This window comes from Roseibium hamelinense (assembly GCF_007830545.1).
Classification (GTDB): Bacteria; Pseudomonadota; Alphaproteobacteria; order Rhizobiales; family Stappiaceae; genus Roseibium; species Roseibium hamelinense.
The window spans coordinates 555,416-573,140 of the sequence record NZ_VLLF01000002.1 but is presented as its reverse complement, the minus strand read 5'-3'; the positions used below and the strand labels follow the sequence as shown (position 1 = coordinate 573,140).

The window sequence follows — 17,725 nt, the reverse complement described above, 5'->3', positions numbered from 1 at the left end:
CTGACGCGCAAGCAGGATGTGCTCACGGGTCTGAGGCATCGGGCCGTCAGCAGAAGACACAACAAGAATGCCGCCGTCCATCTGCGCTGCGCCGGTGATCATGTTCTTCACGTAGTCGGCGTGGCCAGGGCAATCAACGTGAGCGTAGTGACGGTTTTCCGTCTCATACTCAACGTGCGCCGTGGAGATGGTGATGCCGCGAGCCTTTTCTTCAGGCGCGCCATCGATCTCGTCATAGGCCTTCGCAGTCGCTCCGCCAGCCTCGGCAAGCGTCATCGTGATTGCAGCAGTCAGCGTCGTCTTGCCGTGGTCAACGTGGCCAATCGTGCCAATGTTGACGTGCGGCTTGTTGCGCTCAAATTTTTCCTTCGCCATCGGCGTCGCTCTCTGTCCAATACGCAGTTCAATCGATAAAGGCTCGAGGCGGGACGCTTTCCGGCGCATCTTGCTGGTCAAGAGCGACGAATTGCTTCCCTAAGAACTTTTCAGGATTTCCGGGCGAAAGCAGCTTCCGATCCGGACATTCCGATCAGCTCCCATGATGGAGCGGGTGAAGGGAATCGAACCCTCGTCGTCAGCTTGGAAGGCTGCTGCTCTACCATTGAGCTACACCCGCGCACCGGCATTGGGCGGGACGGTGGTGGAGGAGGTTGGATTCGAACCAACGTAGGCATAGCCAACGGATTTACAGTCCGTCCCCTTTAGCCACTCGGGCACTCCTCCATCTCGTCCTACTTCACGCCGAAGCGGTCAGGATGGCTTGACCGGAAAGCCCGTCCGCGAGGGGCGAGCAATCCCGTGGCGCGTGTTATGCAGATGAGGGCCATCGGTGTCAACGCCGTTTTGAAACAGAAAATGACAAAATCGCATATCGGCAGCGCGTAGGCTGCAAATTCGGCTTGCACTCGGACAGGATAACGCAGCGTTCACCGCGTCAGAGCCCGAGAATACGCCTTTTCAAACCAGTTTGCGACCGCGCCGTCCGTCAAAGCCCGAGGCTGTGGACGAACGGAATTTCTTTCGGTTTGACAATGCACTCCTGATCTCTGGCGGGCGCTGAGCAAACTTTGTCACCGCTTCTTTGTTGCAACTACAACAAAACATGTCTAGTCATGTTGTAGTTGCAACAGCGAGGAGGCATGGCATGGAACTGGAATGGATGCGCAATGTGTGTCTGGCCCATGCAGCGCGCAGCACCGCGAATCTGGTGACCCGTCATTACAACCGGTTTCTGGCGCCCATTGACCTTGAAATCACACAGGCAATGCTGCTCGGCCTGATCGGGGCCGGTGAAGCCGACTCGCTTTCAGAGCTTGCCCGCCTCCTCGGCGTCGACCGGTCGACGCTCCAGCGAAACCTGAAACTGCTTGAGGAGGCCGGGCTGGTAAACAAGGTCAGGATCGCACCAAACCGCATCAAGCCGGAACTGAGCGCTGCCGGGCAAACAAAAATCAGGGAAGCTTCTGAGGCCTGGCAGCAAGCGCAGGACAGCCTAACGGCCGAATTGGGAGAAGCCGGGGCCGATACAATTCGGACCCAGATGAAAACCCTGCGCAAAGCCGTTCACAAAGCCGGAGCCTCCTGAGCGCACTCCCCGGCAAAACACTACATCTTTCAGAAACCTTCAAACATGATGGAGCCCTCATGAGCGACACTCTTACCGCTCCCAAAGATACCACGCGTATCCCTGACGCCCATCCTTTGGGCGCCCTTCCGCTCGACCAAATCGCCAAAATGAGCGGCATGGACATCATGCAGGCTATGCTGAACTCACAGCTCCCGGCACCTCCGATCATGGTCACCATGGATATCCTCATGTCGGAGGCCGAAAAGGGCCGTGTCGTGTTTACAGGGACGCCAGGCCGCAACCACATGAACCCGCAGGGCACGGTTCATGGCGGCTGGCTCTCCACCATCTTGGACAGCACGCTGAGCTGCGCCGTGCATACCGAGCTTGAACCGGGCGAATTCTACACAACAACCACGCTGAACGTGAATATGGTCCGTCCGCTGATGCCGAACGGCAAACAGGCGATTTGCGAGGGCCGTGTCGTGCACAGGGGACGGCGGCTGGCCACGGCCGAAGGCACCCTGGTCGATCACAACGGCAAGATGATTGCGCATGGCTCCGTGAGCTGCATGATCACTCGGATTGGAGCCTAGTCACAGGCGATAAAGCCTTCCTAAAACGCAGATTAGGAGGTAGGGATGCGCCATGACGCAAGATCCCTCCTCCAAACCCTCCTTCGCCAAAAGAGCAGGCGGAAAAAAGCCTGGATACAAGGGCAAGCCGAAGCCGCCCCCGCGCCGACCCGGCCTGCCCCCAGAAGGCCCCATTCTGCTCTACGGTCTTCATACGGTAGAAGCTGCATTTGCAAACAGTGATCGAAAGCGGAAAAAGCTGTTCGCAACGGACAATGCGCTCAAGCGGCTGGAAGAGCGCGGCGTAAAAATCGATGTGCCGGTCGAATCTGCCATGCCGAGAGCACTGGACCGCATGGTCACCAAGGACGCGGTCCATCAAGGCATGATCCTGGAGGCGGATCCCCTGCCCGCCTATGGTCCGGAACATTTGAAAAAAGGCAGGCTCATTCTGGCGCTTGATCAGGTCACCGATCCCCACAATGTGGGTGCAATTCTGCGGTCGGCCGTGGCTTTGAGCGCCGATGCTGTTGTCACGACTGAACGCCACGCCCCGGAAGAAGGGCCCGTCCTGGCAAAGTCAGCAAGCGGCGCTCTCGACATGATCAAGCATGTGCGGGTCAAGAACATGGCAAAGTTCATCGCGGAAATGCGCGAAAATGGCTACACGAGCATCGCCCTTGACAGCGACGGTCCGGAAAGCCTCGAAAACACCATGTTTGGTGAGCGCACTGTCCTTGTACTTGGGTCTGAAGGCAAGGGGGTGCGCCACGGCGTCCGTGAGGCTTGTGATCATCTGGCCCGCCTTGACATGCCAGGAGAAATCCGTTCGCTCAACGTTTCGAATGCAGCTGTGCTCTCGCTTTATGTCGCGCGCCAGAAGATGGGCCTTTAGGCCCGCTTCCTGTCCGGATTGGCCGCGTTGTCCGGCAAAACCTCCGGTGTCCAAATGCGCGCGTCAATCCGGTCTGACAATTCCGGGAACATGTTGGCATCGAAATCCGGGCTTATCCCGGCCTTTCGCTGCCGGAAATAATCGCGTGTTAGTTTGGCGACCGTCCCCGACATCAAGACAACACCGATCAGATTGATAACCGCCATAATGCCAATGCCGGCATCTGCCGCCGCGAAGGCGGTGCTTACGGTGACCGTTGATCCCCAGACAATAAGCGCGAAGACTGCGAGACGCATCAGCGTCAGAACACGTTTGCCGGCCAGCTTCAAAAACACCATCTGGCTCTCTGCATAAACATAGATTGCGATGATCGTTGTGAACACAAAGAAGCACAAAATGACTGCAATCAGACTGACACCCCAGGACCCAACGTGAACGGCCATAGCGGCCTGAACCAGCTGTGCCCCGACAGGCGCCCCCTCAAGTTCCGTCACACCTGACAACAAGATGATAAGCGCTGTCGCAGTGCACACGAGAATCGTGTCGATGAACACGCCGAGGGCCTGCACAAATCCCTGACTGGACGGGTGGTGCGGGGTTGGAACCGCGCTTGCAGCGATATTGGGTGCGGACCCCATGCCGGCCTCATTTGAAAACAGACCGCGCTGAACGCCATTGAGCAGTGCGGCGAGAACCCCGCCCGCGGCCCCGCCTGCTGCCTGATCAAGCCCGAAGGCTCCACCAACGATGTGCCACAGCAGGGCTGGCACGTCCGGCAGGTGCAAGAGAATGAGAACCACTGCAAAGCCGATATAGGCCAGCGCCATAACGGGCGCGACGACCGCAGCAACGCTTGCGACCTTGCGCAATCCGCCAAACAGCACTGCAAGAACCACCAGGCCAAGGCCGATCCCTGTGTAAATCTGCGGCACACCGAAGGCACCTTCAAGCGAATCGGCAAGCGAGTTTGACTGCACCGCCGGGATGAGCCCCGCGAAAGAAACCGCTCCAACTATGGCAAAAACCACGCCCAGCCAATGCCAGCCCATTCCCTTGGCGAGGTAGAACGCCGGACCGCCTCGATACAAGCCCTCAGGGCCTTTGATCTTGTAGAGCTGAGCGAGCGTTGCCTCGGCATAGGCTGTTGCCATCCCAACAAGGGCGACCACCCACATCCAGAAAATCGCTCCGGCACCTCCCCACGACAAGGCAACGGCAACACCAACGATGTTTCCCGTTCCAACCCGTGATGCCAAGCTGACGCTAAGTGCCTGAAATGGCGTTATGCCCGCATCGTTCTGCTTGCCAGCGCCAAACAACACCCGAAACATCTCGCTGAAATGCCGGAACTGCAGAGCGCCTAGACGAACTGTCAGATAAAGGCCGGCGCCAATCAGCCCGTATAGCAAGACATATTGCCAGATGACGGTGTTCAGCGCCGATATGATCGTGTCCATACTCTGTTCTACCCCGGGTTTCGCCGGGCGACCGCGCGAACCGCATTCTTGTTTTTAAAAACTGCTTTGTGCCGCATTGGCAATCAACGGGTGCAAGTCATGCCAAATGCACGCTCGACAAGAAAGCACGCGACGACTGTCTGGCGCCGATATTCATGAGTATCCACATGAAAGGGCGCGGACCCGAGTTAAAAATACTTAATTTCAATAACTTGAAAACTTGAAACCGAACAACATCCAGCCAGCGCATCATACCAGTGGCCACCCGGAGCCGCGGCATGGCCGCCCATGCCGCGGGCTTGATGCCGTACCTAAAGCACTTTTTCAAAACCCTCGAAGGACGGCGGACCGTCATACAGTGTCTTGTTGTTGCCAGCATTCTTGTGCGCTTGGCGAAAGTGCTCGGACTTCGTCCAGTCGACAAAATGCTGATGGCTCTCCCAAATCGTATGTGACGCGTAAAGCGTCGTTCCGTCGTCCAACGGAGCCCCTTTCAAGAGATCAAAGCTCTTGAAACCAGGAACCTGCTCCAGATGGGAATCGCGGTTTCTCCAGACCTCTTCGAAAGCCTCCTCCTGATCCGACTTCACCCGGAACCGGTTCATAGCGACATACATGCTCAGCACCTTTCTTCAATCTGCAGCGTCGCCAAGCCGTATCTCGGATATTCTGAGCTTTCAACTCATATAAAAACCGGGCAGATCGCTCCGCCCGGCAATTCGTGTGATGCTACACTTCAAACAAACGAGAAGTCGTCAGCTGTCAGGGATGCAAGCGCAACATTTTGCAGGGTTACAGAATTGTTTGCATCATAAGTGATCACCGTATCGGCACCCACCTGAGCCGCAGCGGCAAAGACCGCAGCCGCATCTGCGAAGACATCGGTCGTGAACTGGATCGTGTCTTCGTCGGTGAAATCGGTCACCGTATCGTTGCCAAAATCCTGATTGTAGTGTTGTTCGAAGTGGAACGTATCGGCCCCGTCGGCACCTGTCAGGGTATCGCTGTTTGTCCAGCCATCGATCAGGTCGTCGCCATTGCTTGCGATGATCGTATCGGCCTGACCGGCGCCTCGAATGCCATCGATATTGACGAGATTGACATCCCTCAGATTGAGGAAGTCAGGGTTTTCACCGCCGCCAGTGGGATTATTGCTCATCTCCGGCAGAAACCGGCCCATGTAAATATAGGTGGGAGCGGTTGTCACATCGCTCCGGATTTCCTCGATCCCCGTGATTGACAAGATCTCGATGGCAGCAAAAATCTGGTATGGGCCGAGCTTTGTGACGTGAATGACGTCAGTGCCATCGCCGCCGCTATACACATTGGAATTCGTAGCGGATTCAATTAAGAACGTGTCGTTGCCGGCGCCGCCAAACATGAAGTCATTGTAGAGCGAACCCTTGAAGGTGTCGTTGCCGGCGCCTCCGAACCAAAACGCGCCTTCGCTGTCGAGCGTATCAATGTACATTGCGTTGTCCTTCTAAAAATAACATGATTTTTAAAGCGGTAGCCATCGGCGCAGGGCTTCGATCCTGAACCGCTCTTCACAAACACGTGCGGATATATCCGCAAAATTGACAATTGAACGCAACTCTTGCGCGAACCTTACGTCACAACCAATTTATCCTCGGAATGCGAGACGCTGGAGGATGAAAAATGAGAGACGCATCCCAAACCGGATCTGACGACGACCTCAATCAACGGACGGTTTGCGCGCAAAGTCGGGCCGTCCATCTGTCTGACGGCTTGCGCGAATACTGCCCAGGTTTCCAACTTTTTGATGGCCGTAAAATATGAGCTCTTGAGAGCCGAAAAAATGGAAAGGTTGGCTTTCGCTCCGAAAAAGCCGGGCAGATTGCCGGAGCGAATATCAAGCAAAAACCAATGTCGGGCACGCGTGATGCGATCAGGCGGTTTTAAAGGGACAACAGAGTCGTGAGAGGTTTTTCATGGTCCGGCAAAGCCGAAAAACACGCATTTTCTGTCGCTTAGCTATTTCTCCACATGGAAAGTGCAAAAATTTCATCCCCCTATGGACATCACCGCTCAATCTGATAGAAGCCCTCCCCAGCGCCGGTATAGCTCAGTTGGTAGAGCACGTGATTTGTAATCTCGGGGTCGCGGGTTCGAATCCTGCTGCCGGCACCACCTCCCAAAAATCGGCCGTGTTCGGAGAGTACCCTGGTGTGACTTCATGCGGGCCTCCGTCGCCGCAATTCGCCGGGCTGTAGGTCCTCCGAATTTTAGGCAGCGTCGCATTGCCGGTCCAGGCTGATGGGCACTCCCCCTCTGCACCGCAGGCGCACGATACTCTCTGAGGCGCGCCGAGCTCTGGGTGTCAGCACACTTAACTCGTTCTGACTTGTCTTGAACTCGTTCTGACTAGTCTCGAAAAAGCAACCGGAGACACATTCCGAAGGGTAATTGCATTTAAACCCAAAAACGAAAAAGGCTATTCTGATATTTTCCGCAAAGGTCGACAAAGCATAATGACCTGTATGCCTGCTTGCGATAAGGTTTTTTATGGGCCGGCGTCCCACTCTCGAAGGGAAAGCGCATCATCGTTGAGCAGATTCATAAGCCGAAGGACCGGGAGCAGTGTCCTACTGTGCACCAACCGCACTGGGCAGGTGCGTGTTCCCCTGCCTCGAACGCCAACATGCCAAGCCCGTTTCAAACGGGGTATATCCTGCTTTGGAGACCGGGATGTAAAAACGGCACCGCGCAGTATGCTTGGCGCGGCCAGTTGTTGTGGCAGATGGCAGACACGCTCCTCAAGCCGATGAAAGCCTCTGACGCAGCTGGTACTCTTTTCTACAACCTTTTGCCGCCAGTCCCGCACAGAGGGGCCATCCTTACCGCCAGGACATACCGGGAGACAGCATGACGCGGTTTTTGCAGTTGCTGAGAGCAAGCTGTTTTGGAGTGTGCCTCAGTGGAACCGGAGTTGCGGCCGAACCGGTCGTGATCGGTGTTCCAGCCTGGCCGTCCGCTCAGGTCACGGCACATATCCTATCAGCGACCCTTCAAGACGAACTCGGCGTCGAGACCGAGTTGCGCGAACAGGGAACCATGACAATCCTGGGCGGGATCGGCAGTGGAAAGGTACATATCCATCCCGAGATCTGGCTGCCAAACCTGGAAGCCTCGGTCGATCGCCTGTCCGCAGAGCCTGCAAAACTTGTGCTTGGCCAGCATGGAGTTGCTGCAAGCCAGAATGTCTGCACGACACACCAGACCCGGCAGGAAACCGGCCTGACATCCGTTTCCGACCTGACAAATCCGGATATCGCAGCCCGATTTGACACGGATGGCGATGGTAAGGGCGAAATCTGGATCGGAGCGCCGACCTGGTCATCAACAGAGATCGAACGCATCAGGGCCCGCTCCTACGGCTATGATCAGACCATGACATTGCTCGAAATGCCTGAACAAGTTGCAATGGCGGCTGTCGATGCGGCAGCAGCGCTCGGCAAGCCAATCGTGTTCTACTGTTATGGCCCGCATCATGTATTCGATCTGCATGATGTGGTCATGCTGGACGAACCCGCACATGATTCTGATCGTTGGACCATCGTGAAACGCGCGGATGACCCTGACTGGCTTACCAAATCGCGCGCAGACACCGCCTGGGACGAAGGCCGGTTTCATATCGGCTTTGCCGCGTCTCTGGGGCAAGATATGCCAGCTGTCGCAACCTTCCTGAACGCGGTAAAACTGACGGCCTCCGATGCGACAACCATGAGCTATGCTGTTGAGGTGGAGGGGAAACCTGCTGATCAAGTGGCCCAGGAATGGATCGCAGCCAACAAAAGCCGCCTCGAGGAGTGGACCAAATGACGTTGTTCCAGATTTCAAAGTGGAAAATGGCCAAGCCCGCTGCGGCTGCGGCGACGCTTATAGCCTGTGTTATGGCCGGAGCAGCAATGGCACAAACCTTCGGAACCCAGATTTATGACCATGTCAACAAACGCTGGGTCCCTTACACTCCACAAGCGGCGGTTCGGTACTACCGCGCCCATGGCAAGACACCCGAGGAGTTTCAGCGTCAGCTTGTGACGTTTCGTACGGCCGAAAAACCCGGAACCATCATCATCGATGGCGACCGCCATTTTCTCTATCTTGTCCTGCCGAATTTTCAGGCCATCCGCTACGGCATCGGTGTGGGCCGCGACGGATTCGGCTGGGCCGGCATTGTTGAGGTCGGCCAAAAGCGGGAATGGCCAACCTGGACTCCGCCAGCTGAGATGATTGCCCGGGACCCGGAAGCCGCGAAGTGGAAAAACGGCATGCCAGGAGGCGAAGACAACCCGCTCGGAGCACGGGCGATGTATCTCTACGTCGATGGCCGGGACTCGATTTATCGGATCCACGGCACCACTGAACCCTGGTCGATTGGCCTGAATATTTCATCTGGTTGCATCCGGATGAACAATGAGGATGTAATCGATCTCTATGAACGGGTCGAGGTGGGCGCCAAAGTGATCGTCCTGATGCAGGGCGCAGCGCTTTATAAAGGCGTGTGAGAAAATAGTTGTGCGGTGGGGATATCTATGAAACACAGCCAGACTTTTCCGCGGACCGTGCGCATTGCGGGCGGGGCTGCGCTTCTAGGGTTGGCCCTTGCAGGGTGCAATACATCCGGTTCCGGAGGCCAGACGGCCCAACCGACCGTACGCGCAGGAGCCAACACAGCCCCAGCGGACCTACAGCTGTTATGCGCCTCAACGGCGGCACAGCAGCTGCAGGTCGAAGGGGACAGTGTGTTGCCGATCAATTCAGGTCCGTCCGGCGGCAACGCCTATCAGGTCACTCTAACAGTGCCGAACGGACAGGCCGTTTGCATCATCGACAACAATGGCATGGTTCAGTCTGTCACGCCTGCTTGACGACCGGCCACTAGGTGGAGCCGACCAGCGAGCTGCCTTGGGCATCGCCGAACCGTCTTGATCCCGCTTCTCTTAACGGGCGGGAACCGGCGCCGCCTGTGCAGCTCGTTGGTGGAAATCTAAGCATATCCGTAGAGCACAGCCCCCAAGCCGACAAGCTGCAGCATATTGAGGACAACAGAGCCACCGTGCAGCCAGGCAAAGCGTTTTTTTGCGGAGATGTCTCCCGCAAGGTCCTGATCCCGTGCGTCGTTGATACGCGGCATCAGGAGCTCCCTAGCGGCAAGCCCGGTGAGCGCCACGACAAGCAAACCGGCTGCCGGGCGCCAATCGACAAACGCCAACAGAAAGGCCGAAAAGCCGGCGCAGCCCGTGACAAACAGGTAATACCAGGGAAAAGCGGCTCGCAGGAACCGGCCGGCCGTCTCGCCATCAAGCGCATGAAACACCAACGGCGCAAACCCGAACGAATACAGCATCATGCCACCAAACAAGGTCGACACGGCAAGCAGGGACAAATACTCCAAGATCGCGTCCTCAAGTTGTTGAACTGCGAAATTTACGCATTCATTGGCTTGGCGGATGTGCCCTCGTATTTTATGTATTCTATTCAATTCAGGGGCGGTTAACCCGAACGTGCAACGGTGGCAAACTTGTTCCGGCAAAAGCTTGAGACAGACCCATGCCCTTTTGGAAAACACAGCGTGCTTGGTCCAAACTTCGCATGACTGCAGCAATTGCCGTTGCCGGATTTTTCATCTTCGGCGACGTCCCGGCCCAATCTACGGAAGCGGGTTTGAAACAGCTGACCGTGATCGATAGCACCGCGGCCCCGTGGCCTTCCATCGGCCGGGTCAACGTCGCCGGGTTCAGGCGCACCTCCATGTGCACCGGCACGTTGATTGCACCCAATCTTGTCCTCACTGCCGCGCACTGCCTTTTTTCCCGGGTCAGCGGCAAGCCGTTCAACCCCGAAGACGTCATCTTCGTCGCGGGGGTCAGGCGCGATGCCTATTCTGCCCGAATCCATGCATCCTGCTTCAAAATCCCCGAAGGCTACGTGTTTTCCGAAACACCACAGCTTAAAGACATCCACAATGATGTTGCCATTGTGGTTTTGTCCGAGGCGGCCAAGCTGCCGCTCGTACCGCAAATCGGCGGCGGTGAAGAGCAAAAAGTGACGCCGAATTCCAGCTTCATGGCGGTTGGTTATCGGCGCTCGCGCCGTTTTTTACCGACAGCCGACCCTCAGTGCCGCGTCATTGGCACCGTGAATGGAAGTTGGGTCACCGACTGCGGCACGGAGCAAGGGGCATCCGGCGGGCCGATTTTTCTTCAGGAAAACGGCACCATGAAAGTTGCCGCAGTGATGTCGGCGAAAATCGACAATGTCCGATCGGCAGTTGTGCCCCATGGCAAGTGGCAGTCCCTCCTCAAAAACCCGAGCTGCACGCCTGTCCAAGATGCCGGAGCTTCGGATTTGACCGAACAAGCGGCAGTGACCTCTGCAGAGACACCGGCACGTCCGGGGCAGGCCGCCGGTGGTTTCTCACTGCGCCCAGCGTTCGATTTGAACGAAAGCGATTAAACCGCGCGCGCCATTTCGCACCTCCCCGCTCTCCCCCTAAAGGCGAAGAATGCGTTTCAAAAAAGTCATGGCGGTCAACAACATCCTACAGTTAAAAAGGAGAAAGGCAGCAACGCTGCCGGGCTTCTTTTCATAAATGACCGTTTGAGCTTGTTGTGATGTCCCCTGCGACCGTTTCCCGCCATGCCACTGCACCAACGCGGCTGAGCTTTGTCGCCAGCGAAACAGAAGAAGCTCAATTTGCCCGGCGCCTGCTCGCCGACAAGTACGGCGATTTGCCGGCCGAAAATGCAGAGGCCATCGTGGCCCTTGGCGGCGATGGCTTGATGCTTCAAACATTGCACCGGTTTATGGGGTCCGGCATCCCGATTTACGGGATGAACCGCGGATCCGTGGGCTTTTTGATGAACGAATTTCGCGAGGACGGACTTCTGCAGCGCCTTGCCGCTGCAGACATCACGCCGATCCATCCGCTCTCGCTGACGGCCACGGTCGATGAAGACGGCATTCAGGATGCCCGCGCCATAAATGAAGTGTCTTTGTTGCGGCAAACCTCCCAGGCTGCCCGCCTTCGGATTTCTGTCGACGGACGGGTCAGGCTGGAAGAGCTGGTCTGCGATGGCATCATCGTGGCAACCCCGGCAGGCAGCACGGCCTACAACTTATCGGCCCACGGACCAATCTTGCCGATCTACTCACCTCTTCTCGCCCTCACTCCGATCAGCGCTTTCCGTCCGCGCCGGTGGCGCGGCGCGCTTCTGCCGAACCACACCCGCGTTGATATAGACATTCTGGAGCCCAAAAAACGCCCGGTAAGCGCCTCTGCTGACCATCGCGAAATCCGGCATGTCACCAAAGTCTCAATCCATGAGGACAGTGAGCTTGAGGGCCTGATCATGTTTGACTCAGACCACGGCTGGGACGAACGGATCCTGACAGAGATGTTCAAATACTGAGCTTTTCTTGAAAAGAACCTGTTAAGCATACTGGCCCATGATATTGTCATGGACAGAATCCCGCTTGTGGGCAGTCGTTGCGGGCCTGACCGACAAAACACCAAACAAGAGAGCGTGGATCGCAATGGCTGCAAAAACAGCTGAAGGTGAAGAGTATGAAGTCCTCACACCGCCGACTGACCTCCGCCAAAAGGTGCGGATCTTGACCAAGCGCGAAGCGGCGAAATTCGATCCTGTGGCTGCAGCAGAGGCCGCAATCCAGCGGCTTTCGTCAAATTTCGGCACTTGGATGGACAAGGAAACCGAGGATTTGCTTGGTGCCATGCAACACTTGCGTGACGGCGGCGCTGATGCAGAGCGGCTGGACCGACTCTACCAATCCGCCCACAACATCAAGGGACAGGCCCTGACCCTTGGCTATCCGCTGGTTGGCTCGGTGGCAGCGAGCTTCTGCCATTTGATCGAGAACCTACCCGAACCTTCAGACTTTCCGATGGAGCTGGGAGAGCGGTACGTCGAGGCTATTCGAGCCATGGTGAGCGAAGGAGCCAAGGATGCGGACAACCCGACAGGCAGCAAGCTGCTTGAGAGCCTGACCGAGGTCAGCGACGCATATCTTGAAAAATTCAAGTGATCCAGAACCCCAGCCCTTGCAACAAGACTAGGCCGCGGCCAGCTGTTTCTGCAAAGCGCCGCTGACATAGGCTCTTGCCTCTGTGCGGGCGACATCAACCGCAAACCGCCTGATGAAGGCCATGATGTCACTGTCGGTCCCGCCTAGAGCCTCATCTTGAAGGACGCTCATAACAGCTTCCGTCAACGTTCGGGCCAGAGCAATCGGCAGATCTTCACAAAAATCAACATCACCTGACCGGGCAATATCAACCGCAACCATGAAGGCCTCATGGCTACGCGCTGGAAGTCCGGCCTTGCGCAACACGGCCTGGAGCGCAGGACGGCGCACGCTTGCCAAAATGTCCCGCAGGCGAGCTTCGGGAATATTGCCCAATAGGGATAGAGAGCAGACAAAAAATCTCAGCCGGCCCGTGCAAACCGCACGGAGCAGCAAGCGCGTATTGATTTGCCCGGTCTCCCGCAGATAGGCGGTAAGGTCTGTCAGCCCCTCTCCGGTTGCTTCGGAGGCCAGCCGGAGTGTGACCTTGTCGGTCGCATCCAGCAGAAAGTGACTGCGGGCATGAGCCGGAACACTTTCCAGCACGAAGGGATGATCGATCAAGCCGTCAGCAATTTGTTTCAGCAGCGCGTGGCGGAGCGGGATTGGAAGATCGCGCCGATCCAGCATCAAGTCCCTGACCTCGCACACGTCAGAAAACCTTTGATTGATGCGATGAAAGGTAGATGCAAGCAGCGTCTGCTCATGGTTCTTCAAAAGTGCCGCACAGGCGGAAGGCAGCCCAACCTCGGAAACGGCAGCAGCGACGGTCGGAGACAGATCCTGCCGGCCGGCAATGGCGATCTGAATGCGTTCGGATGCACTCGCCACTGCATCGACCAGCTCACAGTCGCCAATCAGCGGCGACCGCGCGAAGACTGTCTCGGCCACCTCATCGACGTCTTGAGACAAGGCCAGGATCAAATGCACCGGAGCATCCGGACTTCCAGAAAGGCTGTCCGCCAAAGCTTGCCGAACGGCAACCACCGGATCATCGAGCAGGTAGATCAGCGCGGCACCAGCTCCTTGCCGGTCGTCGTCGGACAGGTTCGAGTAAAGCCAGGCGCGGGCCAAAGCCCCGGCCGCCTCAGCCCTCGGACCGTCCGGTGCTGTTGAAACCCAATTTAGAAAGTCCTGTATGATCATGACAACGCGCTTAGCCAGTGTTCTTCACCAAAACACTGGCACCAAAGGTTTAACGTTCGGTTCACTATAAAAATACTGAGGCGCGCCCGACGTGGCCAGAGGGCATTGAACTATGCCGGCGGCAGCAATTCGCGTTTCGCTTTTTCTTCGTCGTACCGCAAGAATCGGGTCAGATCGAGCGGCCCAGGGGCCTCAACACGGGCCATCTGCTGGGCAACAACCCGTGACGAGGCTCCCGACAAACCCGAATAAGGCGTTTGCTCTACTGCAGAAAAAGCAGAAGCGAACCGTGCACTGACAACTGCATTTTGTGCGCCGGTATCATTGCGGAACAGCGCCTTGAACGGATCGGCGGTTTCTGTTGCCCTGAAGGCGGACAAGACACGTTCGGTCGCCTGATCCAGCGACATTTCGCTCTCGGCAGTGGCCGTCTGGGTTGCTGGAGCTGGCGGCGTTGGCGGCGGTGCGGTCACCGTTGCCGTAACCGGTTCCGGCGCCGGGAACAGTGGCGACTGGTCCAGCCTTTGTTGCGGCGTCAACCGTTGCGCCTCTTCAGCAAGAGCCAGAAGATTCGTCGGTTGTGACGGCACGTCCGGCTTGGCATTCGGAAGTGCTGCCACTTTGGTGATGCCCTCTTCCTTCAGAGGGTTGACGCTCGCAATCATCGTCACAGCGTCATGCTTTGACACGATCACCTCATACACCTCGGCCATGGACCGCGGTGCGCCGTTTCTGTGATAAAAAATCGGCTTGTTGGCCCGCGCCTGCGCTGAGAAAAGTGCATCTGCCCGCATGTCCGCATTGCTGGCAGCGGCATCTATGAGCCGTGACGCGCCTGTCGCTCCCAGAAAATGCGCCATGTAAAGCTCACCATCGGTCGGATCCCGGCCGATCTTGCTGCGCAGATGATCTGCGTTTTTCTGTGTAAGTGCGCCAGCCATTAACGAGGAGATTTCCGGGTCTTTGCGCAGATCCAAAATCTCCCGCCGCATATTCGGGTCGGACACGCGGTATCCCCGCGACGTTCGTTCAATGGCATTAGCGTATTTGTCGAGACCGTGCTTTGGCCCGGCCTCTTTCATCGTCTCCAGCCACGTGGATTCAATGAATTGGAAAAGACCTGTGGCGCTGGACGTCCGGGCTTTCGCCGTCGGATTAAAGGACGATTCCCGCTGCGCTGTCTTCACCAGGTAGTCAAATGAAATGCCTGTATCCGTACTTGCGGACTGGAATGCCTGCTCGATCCGAGACGCGATCGAGGGGGATTCTGCAACGCGCATGATCCGTTACTCCTCGATTTTTACCGTTAACTGATGGTTAACGTCGCATTACAAAGGTTAACGAAAGGTTAACGAGCCAAGTTCATCTAGCCCCGTGAATGGATATTCCCGAAATACACAGACATCACCGTCAATATTACCGATGTCAGCCGTGGATAACTTCAGGGGCACAATGAAAAAAAGTCGCTTTTTCACAAGACAAATCAAGGAAACCCTCTGAAGAACCCGGACATCAGGTCGCGGGACGTCCCATTTCAAACACGGATTCGATCACGGCATAATCTTTATAGCCCAAACGGGCGAGCGGCTTAATCTTGGTCACATCAACCCGTCCGTTGGAAACGATGTTGTCGTCTATGTGAACCGCCACCACTTGACCGAAAACCACGTAGCTCTCGGTTTCCTCGCCCTCCAGCGATGTCATTCGGACCGTGTTGAGATGCTTGCATTCCAGAGCGGTAAGCGCATGCGCGACACGCGGTGCCTTGACCAGGCGGCCGGGTGCCATTGTCAGCCCTGCCAATTCAAACTCGGATGTATCCCGAGGCACGGAAGCAGACGAGGTGTTCATCTGGTCCTTCAGATCCCAGCCCGCCATGTTGCAGACGAATTCACCGGTCTCATCGATGTTCGCAACCGAATCCTTGTAACCGGTCGACGAGAACATCACCATTGGCGGTGTGTCTCCGACTGCATTGAAGAAGCTGTATGGAGCAAGATTGGCGATGCCATCCTTGCTGAGCGTTGATATCCAGCCGATCGGGCGCGGCGAGACAATCGCCTTGAACGGATTAAAGGGAAGGCCGTGGTCGTTCTTGTCTGTCTCGTAATACATGTCAGGCCTGTCTTTCTGTCCAATATGAAACAATTTCGGAGAGTTCGGGTCGCGCCCGCTCAGTCGGCGGCAGTGTGGGCGTTCCAATATGAATGAATCCGGCGAACCGCTCTCCTTCAGCACAGCCGAGGTATTGGGCAGCTTCCTCATCGAAGGCAAACCATTCGCTCAGCCATTGACTGGCAAATCCCGAGGCAGCGGCCGCGGAGACCATGTTCATACAGACCGCCCCAGCCGAAAGCTCCTGCTCCCAAACGGGGATCTTCGGATGGATCGCCGCGCTGCTGATGACGCCTATAACGACGGGTGCCCGGGTAAAGCGCGTCAACTCCTGGTCACGCCTTGCCTCGTCCAAAGGGCCTTCCCGCCGCTCGGCAATTTCCAGCAGCTTTTGGCCGATAGCCGGCGTTTTTTCCGGTGGGTATATTACAAACCGCCACGGAGCCAGTTTGCCATGATCCGGAACCCGGCTTGCGATCGACAGTAACTTTTGGAGGGTTTCGTCATCCGGCCCGGGCCCGGTCATCGTCTTTGACGGATGCGATCTGCGTTTGGACAAAAACGCGAGCACTTCGGGATGCGCCGTTGCATAGTCTGACATGGGAGCGGCCTTAAATTGCAAATGTAACGCTCTGGACGTAGCCGATCGGAGAATAATGTCAATGCAGGCGGGCGTCGTCTTATTGATGCCGGATTGCCAGCCAAAAACGCGCGCCGCGAAGCAGTTGCCAAGCCCATGGCAGACACAGTATTTATGCGATAGCAATTTGATTAAAAAGCAGGGAATAAACTTGAAAACACAACCGGCACTTTGGTGGGCACGTATCGTTGGAGCGCTCTGGTTTGCGCTCGCGGTAAGCTTGTCCGGAGCCGCGATGGGGCAAGACGTACCGCTTCCGCCGAAGGCAAAGCCTGATCCCAACGCCCCGATTCCCGAACCGGAAACACCGATTCAAAATCTCTTGGACCGCGAACCGGAACCGCTGTTTTCAGACACCCTTGTTCCCTATGCCCCGGCAACCGGCGGCAACACCGGTTTTTCTGGCTACCAGGACCAGGGCGCTCTCTATCTGATGGCAAAGCTCACACGCGATACTCAACCTATCGAAAGCGGGCTGATCTGGCGCATTTATAGCGAAACAATGAATACGGACGGCCGTTTGGAGCTTGTCGCAACCGCCCGCGGCGGCGATGCGGAATTCCGGCTCGATCCCGGCTCCTACTTGATCCACACCGCCTACGGTCATGCAACCGCGACAAACCGGATCGTCATCGGGCGTGATGTCCAATCTAAGATGGTGATCTTGAATGCTGGAGGTATCAAACTCGATGCCGCGCTTGCCGACGACACGCCGTTGGTCAGCCCGGAGCTGCGGTTCGACATCTACGGAACAGAATTCAATGAACGCGGTGAGCGCAATTTGATCGCCGAAAATGTGCAGCCGGACAAGATCATCAGACTTGCCCCCGACACCTATCACATTGTCAGCAATTACGGCTCTGCGAACGCAATCGTTCGCGCAGATGTGCAAGTCATACCAGGACGGTTGACTGAGGCGACCATCTATCACAACGCCGCGGACATCACCTTGAAGCTTGTCAACGAAGAGGGTGGCGAGGCGATTGCAAACACCTCTTGGTCTGTGCTCAGTCCTGGCGGTGATGTGGTTGTGGAAGCCAATGGAGCGTTTCCCGATTTTGTTCTGGCTGCCGGTGAATATGAAGTCGTTGCCCGGAACAATGGCCGACTGTTCCAACGGACATTTGTCGTGGAAGCAGGATTGAATCGCGAGGTCGAAGTGTTGGCGCGCGTTAAAAAAGACAGCCAGCGGGCTGGAGCGCGCAAGTGACTGACCGCGGC

General features: G+C 56.7%; 19 protein-coding genes and 3 tRNA genes. 11 read left to right on the top strand and 11 right to left on the bottom strand.

From position 1 onward, the window contains the following. From JM93_RS07550 to JM93_RS07540, 3 genes are all read right to left on the bottom strand, one after another. Nucleotides 1-375 (bottom strand): GTP-binding protein (locus tag JM93_RS07550; RefSeq protein WP_208994999.1); only part of this gene is annotated, 375 nt, incomplete at its 3' end. Between the two features lie 167 nt (nucleotides 376-542). After that, a tRNA-Gly gene (locus JM93_RS07545) sits at nucleotides 543-616 on the bottom strand. A gap of 22 nt (nucleotides 617-638) precedes the next feature. Continuing rightward, nucleotides 639-723, bottom strand: a tRNA-Tyr gene (locus JM93_RS07540). Nucleotides 724-1,144: 421 nt separating this feature from the next. Here JM93_RS07540 and JM93_RS07535 point away from each other — a divergent pair. From JM93_RS07535 to JM93_RS07525, 3 genes are read left to right on the top strand one after another with little or no spacing between them, the layout of a single operon-like run. Further along, nucleotides 1,145-1,585: a MarR family winged helix-turn-helix transcriptional regulator gene (locus tag JM93_RS07535; RefSeq protein WP_208994996.1), complete on the top strand. Its 441-nt coding sequence runs from the start codon at nucleotides 1,145-1,147 to the stop codon at nucleotides 1,583-1,585. A gap of 59 nt (nucleotides 1,586-1,644) precedes the next feature. Next, nucleotides 1,645-2,163: a PaaI family thioesterase gene (locus JM93_RS07530; RefSeq protein ID WP_145341833.1), complete on the top strand. Its 519-nt coding sequence runs from the start codon at nucleotides 1,645-1,647 to the stop codon at nucleotides 2,161-2,163. A 52-nt stretch (nucleotides 2,164-2,215) separates the two neighbouring features. Then, nucleotides 2,216-3,037, top strand: a complete 822-nt coding sequence (locus tag JM93_RS07525; protein WP_145341831.1) for a TrmH family RNA methyltransferase — start codon at nucleotides 2,216-2,218, stop codon at nucleotides 3,035-3,037. Here JM93_RS07525 and JM93_RS07520 read toward each other — a convergent pair. The 3 genes from JM93_RS07520 to JM93_RS07510 all read right to left on the bottom strand — a co-directional run bounded on the left by JM93_RS07520 (nucleotide 3,034) and on the right by JM93_RS07510 (nucleotide 5,965). Continuing rightward, nucleotides 3,034-4,494 (bottom strand): alanine/glycine:cation symporter family protein, encoded by a 1,461-nt coding sequence (locus JM93_RS07520; RefSeq protein WP_145341829.1) that lies wholly within the window; start codon nucleotides 4,492-4,494, stop codon nucleotides 3,034-3,036. The genes JM93_RS07525 and JM93_RS07520 overlap by 4 nt on opposite strands. A gap of 311 nt (nucleotides 4,495-4,805) precedes the next feature. After that, nucleotides 4,806-5,111: a heme-degrading protein HmuQ gene (hmuQ, locus tag JM93_RS07515; RefSeq protein ID WP_145341826.1), complete on the bottom strand. Its 306-nt coding sequence runs from the start codon at nucleotides 5,109-5,111 to the stop codon at nucleotides 4,806-4,808. 119 nt (nucleotides 5,112-5,230) lie between these two features. After that, nucleotides 5,231-5,965, bottom strand: a complete 735-nt coding sequence (locus JM93_RS07510; protein ID WP_145341824.1) for a hypothetical protein — start codon at nucleotides 5,963-5,965, stop codon at nucleotides 5,231-5,233. A gap of 604 nt (nucleotides 5,966-6,569) precedes the next feature. Here JM93_RS07510 and JM93_RS07505 point away from each other — a divergent pair. The 4 genes from JM93_RS07505 (at nucleotide 6,570) to JM93_RS07490 (ending at nucleotide 9,386) form a co-directional block, all read left to right on the top strand. Continuing rightward, nucleotides 6,570-6,645: transfer RNA gene (locus JM93_RS07505), tRNA-Thr, on the top strand. Between the two features lie 735 nt (nucleotides 6,646-7,380). Then, nucleotides 7,381-8,337, top strand: coding sequence for an ABC transporter substrate-binding protein (locus JM93_RS07500; protein ID WP_145341822.1), 957 nt, complete (start codon nucleotides 7,381-7,383; stop codon nucleotides 8,335-8,337). Further along, nucleotides 8,325-9,023, top strand: a complete 699-nt coding sequence (locus tag JM93_RS07495) for a L,D-transpeptidase (RefSeq protein WP_425280812.1) — start codon at nucleotides 8,325-8,327, stop codon at nucleotides 9,021-9,023. The genes JM93_RS07500 and JM93_RS07495 overlap by 13 nt, the downstream gene beginning before the upstream one ends. A gap of 27 nt (nucleotides 9,024-9,050) precedes the next feature. Beyond that, nucleotides 9,051-9,386 (top strand): hypothetical protein, encoded by a 336-nt coding sequence (locus JM93_RS07490; protein ID WP_145341820.1) that lies wholly within the window; start codon nucleotides 9,051-9,053, stop codon nucleotides 9,384-9,386. 119 nt (nucleotides 9,387-9,505) lie between these two features. On the opposite strand, the gene JM93_RS07485 is transcribed toward JM93_RS07490, so the two are convergent. Continuing rightward, nucleotides 9,506-9,913, bottom strand: a complete 408-nt coding sequence (locus tag JM93_RS07485) for a DUF4149 domain-containing protein (protein WP_145341818.1) — start codon at nucleotides 9,911-9,913, stop codon at nucleotides 9,506-9,508. A 155-nt stretch (nucleotides 9,914-10,068) separates the two neighbouring features. Here JM93_RS07485 and JM93_RS07480 point away from each other — a divergent pair, with 155 nt between their 5' ends. The 3 genes from JM93_RS07480 to JM93_RS07470 all read left to right on the top strand — a co-directional run bounded on the left by JM93_RS07480 (nucleotide 10,069) and on the right by JM93_RS07470 (nucleotide 12,564). Further along, nucleotides 10,069-10,974, top strand: a complete 906-nt coding sequence (locus JM93_RS07480) for a trypsin-like serine peptidase (RefSeq protein WP_145341816.1) — start codon at nucleotides 10,069-10,071, stop codon at nucleotides 10,972-10,974. Between the two features lie 158 nt (nucleotides 10,975-11,132). Further along, nucleotides 11,133-11,930 carry an NAD kinase gene (locus JM93_RS07475; RefSeq protein ID WP_145341814.1) on the top strand — a complete coding sequence of 266 codons (798 nt, stop codon included), beginning with the start codon at nucleotides 11,133-11,135 and terminating at the stop codon, nucleotides 11,928-11,930. A 37-nt stretch (nucleotides 11,931-11,967) separates the two neighbouring features. After that, nucleotides 11,968-12,564 carry an Hpt domain-containing protein gene (locus tag JM93_RS07470; RefSeq protein ID WP_208994994.1) on the top strand — a complete coding sequence of 199 codons (597 nt, stop codon included), beginning with the start codon at nucleotides 11,968-11,970 and terminating at the stop codon, nucleotides 12,562-12,564. Nucleotides 12,565-12,591: 27 nt separating this feature from the next. Here JM93_RS07470 and JM93_RS07465 read toward each other — a convergent pair whose 3' ends face one another. The 4 genes from JM93_RS07465 to JM93_RS07450 all read right to left on the bottom strand — a co-directional run bounded on the left by JM93_RS07465 (nucleotide 12,592) and on the right by JM93_RS07450 (nucleotide 16,465). Beyond that, on the bottom strand, nucleotides 12,592-13,749 hold the full coding sequence (locus JM93_RS07465; protein WP_145341812.1) for a DUF2336 domain-containing protein: 1,158 nt from the start codon (nucleotides 13,747-13,749) through the stop codon (nucleotides 12,592-12,594). Between the two features lie 110 nt (nucleotides 13,750-13,859). Continuing rightward, on the bottom strand, nucleotides 13,860-15,029 hold the full coding sequence (locus JM93_RS07460) for a transglycosylase SLT domain-containing protein (RefSeq protein ID WP_145341810.1): 1,170 nt from the start codon (nucleotides 15,027-15,029) through the stop codon (nucleotides 13,860-13,862). A 232-nt stretch (nucleotides 15,030-15,261) separates the two neighbouring features. Next, nucleotides 15,262-15,864 (bottom strand): flavin reductase family protein, encoded by a 603-nt coding sequence (locus JM93_RS07455; RefSeq protein ID WP_145341808.1) that lies wholly within the window; start codon nucleotides 15,862-15,864, stop codon nucleotides 15,262-15,264. 1 nt (nucleotide 15,865) lies between these two features. Then, entirely contained in the window at nucleotides 15,866-16,465 is a 600-nt protein-coding gene (locus JM93_RS07450) for a nitroreductase family protein (protein WP_145341806.1), read from the bottom strand. Between the two features lie 190 nt (nucleotides 16,466-16,655). Here JM93_RS07450 and JM93_RS07445 point away from each other — a divergent pair, with 190 nt between their 5' ends. Next, entirely contained in the window at nucleotides 16,656-17,714 is a 1,059-nt protein-coding gene (locus JM93_RS07445; protein WP_208994992.1) for a hypothetical protein, read from the top strand. Nucleotides 17,715-17,725 lie beyond the last annotated feature (11 nt).

Coding starts and splice junctions, on each gene's coding strand:
- JM93_RS07535 (WP_208994996.1), top strand. CDS start 1,145: ATGGAACTGGAATGGATGCGCAATGTGTGTCTGGCCCATGCAGCGCGC.
- JM93_RS07530 (WP_145341833.1), top strand. CDS start 1,645: ATGAGCGACACTCTTACCGCTCCCAAAGATACCACGCGTATCCCTGAC.
- JM93_RS07525 (WP_145341831.1), top strand. CDS start 2,216: ATGACGCAAGATCCCTCCTCCAAACCCTCCTTCGCCAAAAGAGCAGGC.
- JM93_RS07520 (WP_145341829.1), bottom strand. CDS start 4,494: ATGGACACGATCATATCGGCGCTGAACACCGTCATCTGGCAATATGTC.
- hmuQ (WP_145341826.1), bottom strand. CDS start 5,111: ATGTATGTCGCTATGAACCGGTTCCGGGTGAAGTCGGATCAGGAGGAG.
- JM93_RS07510 (WP_145341824.1), bottom strand. CDS start 5,965: ATGTACATTGATACGCTCGACAGCGAAGGCGCGTTTTGGTTCGGAGGC.
- JM93_RS07500 (WP_145341822.1), top strand. CDS start 7,381: ATGACGCGGTTTTTGCAGTTGCTGAGAGCAAGCTGTTTTGGAGTGTGC.
- JM93_RS07490 (WP_145341820.1), top strand. CDS start 9,051: ATGAAACACAGCCAGACTTTTCCGCGGACCGTGCGCATTGCGGGCGGG.
- JM93_RS07480 (WP_145341816.1), top strand. CDS start 10,069: ATGCCCTTTTGGAAAACACAGCGTGCTTGGTCCAAACTTCGCATGACT.
- JM93_RS07475 (WP_145341814.1), top strand. CDS start 11,133: ATGTCCCCTGCGACCGTTTCCCGCCATGCCACTGCACCAACGCGGCTG.
- JM93_RS07470 (WP_208994994.1), top strand. CDS start 11,968: ATGATATTGTCATGGACAGAATCCCGCTTGTGGGCAGTCGTTGCGGGC.
- JM93_RS07465 (WP_145341812.1), bottom strand. CDS start 13,749: ATGATCATACAGGACTTTCTAAATTGGGTTTCAACAGCACCGGACGGT.
- JM93_RS07460 (WP_145341810.1), bottom strand. CDS start 15,029: ATGCGCGTTGCAGAATCCCCCTCGATCGCGTCTCGGATCGAGCAGGCA.
- JM93_RS07455 (WP_145341808.1), bottom strand. CDS start 15,864: ATGTATTACGAGACAGACAAGAACGACCACGGCCTTCCCTTTAATCCG.
- JM93_RS07450 (WP_145341806.1), bottom strand. CDS start 16,465: ATGTCAGACTATGCAACGGCGCATCCCGAAGTGCTCGCGTTTTTGTCC.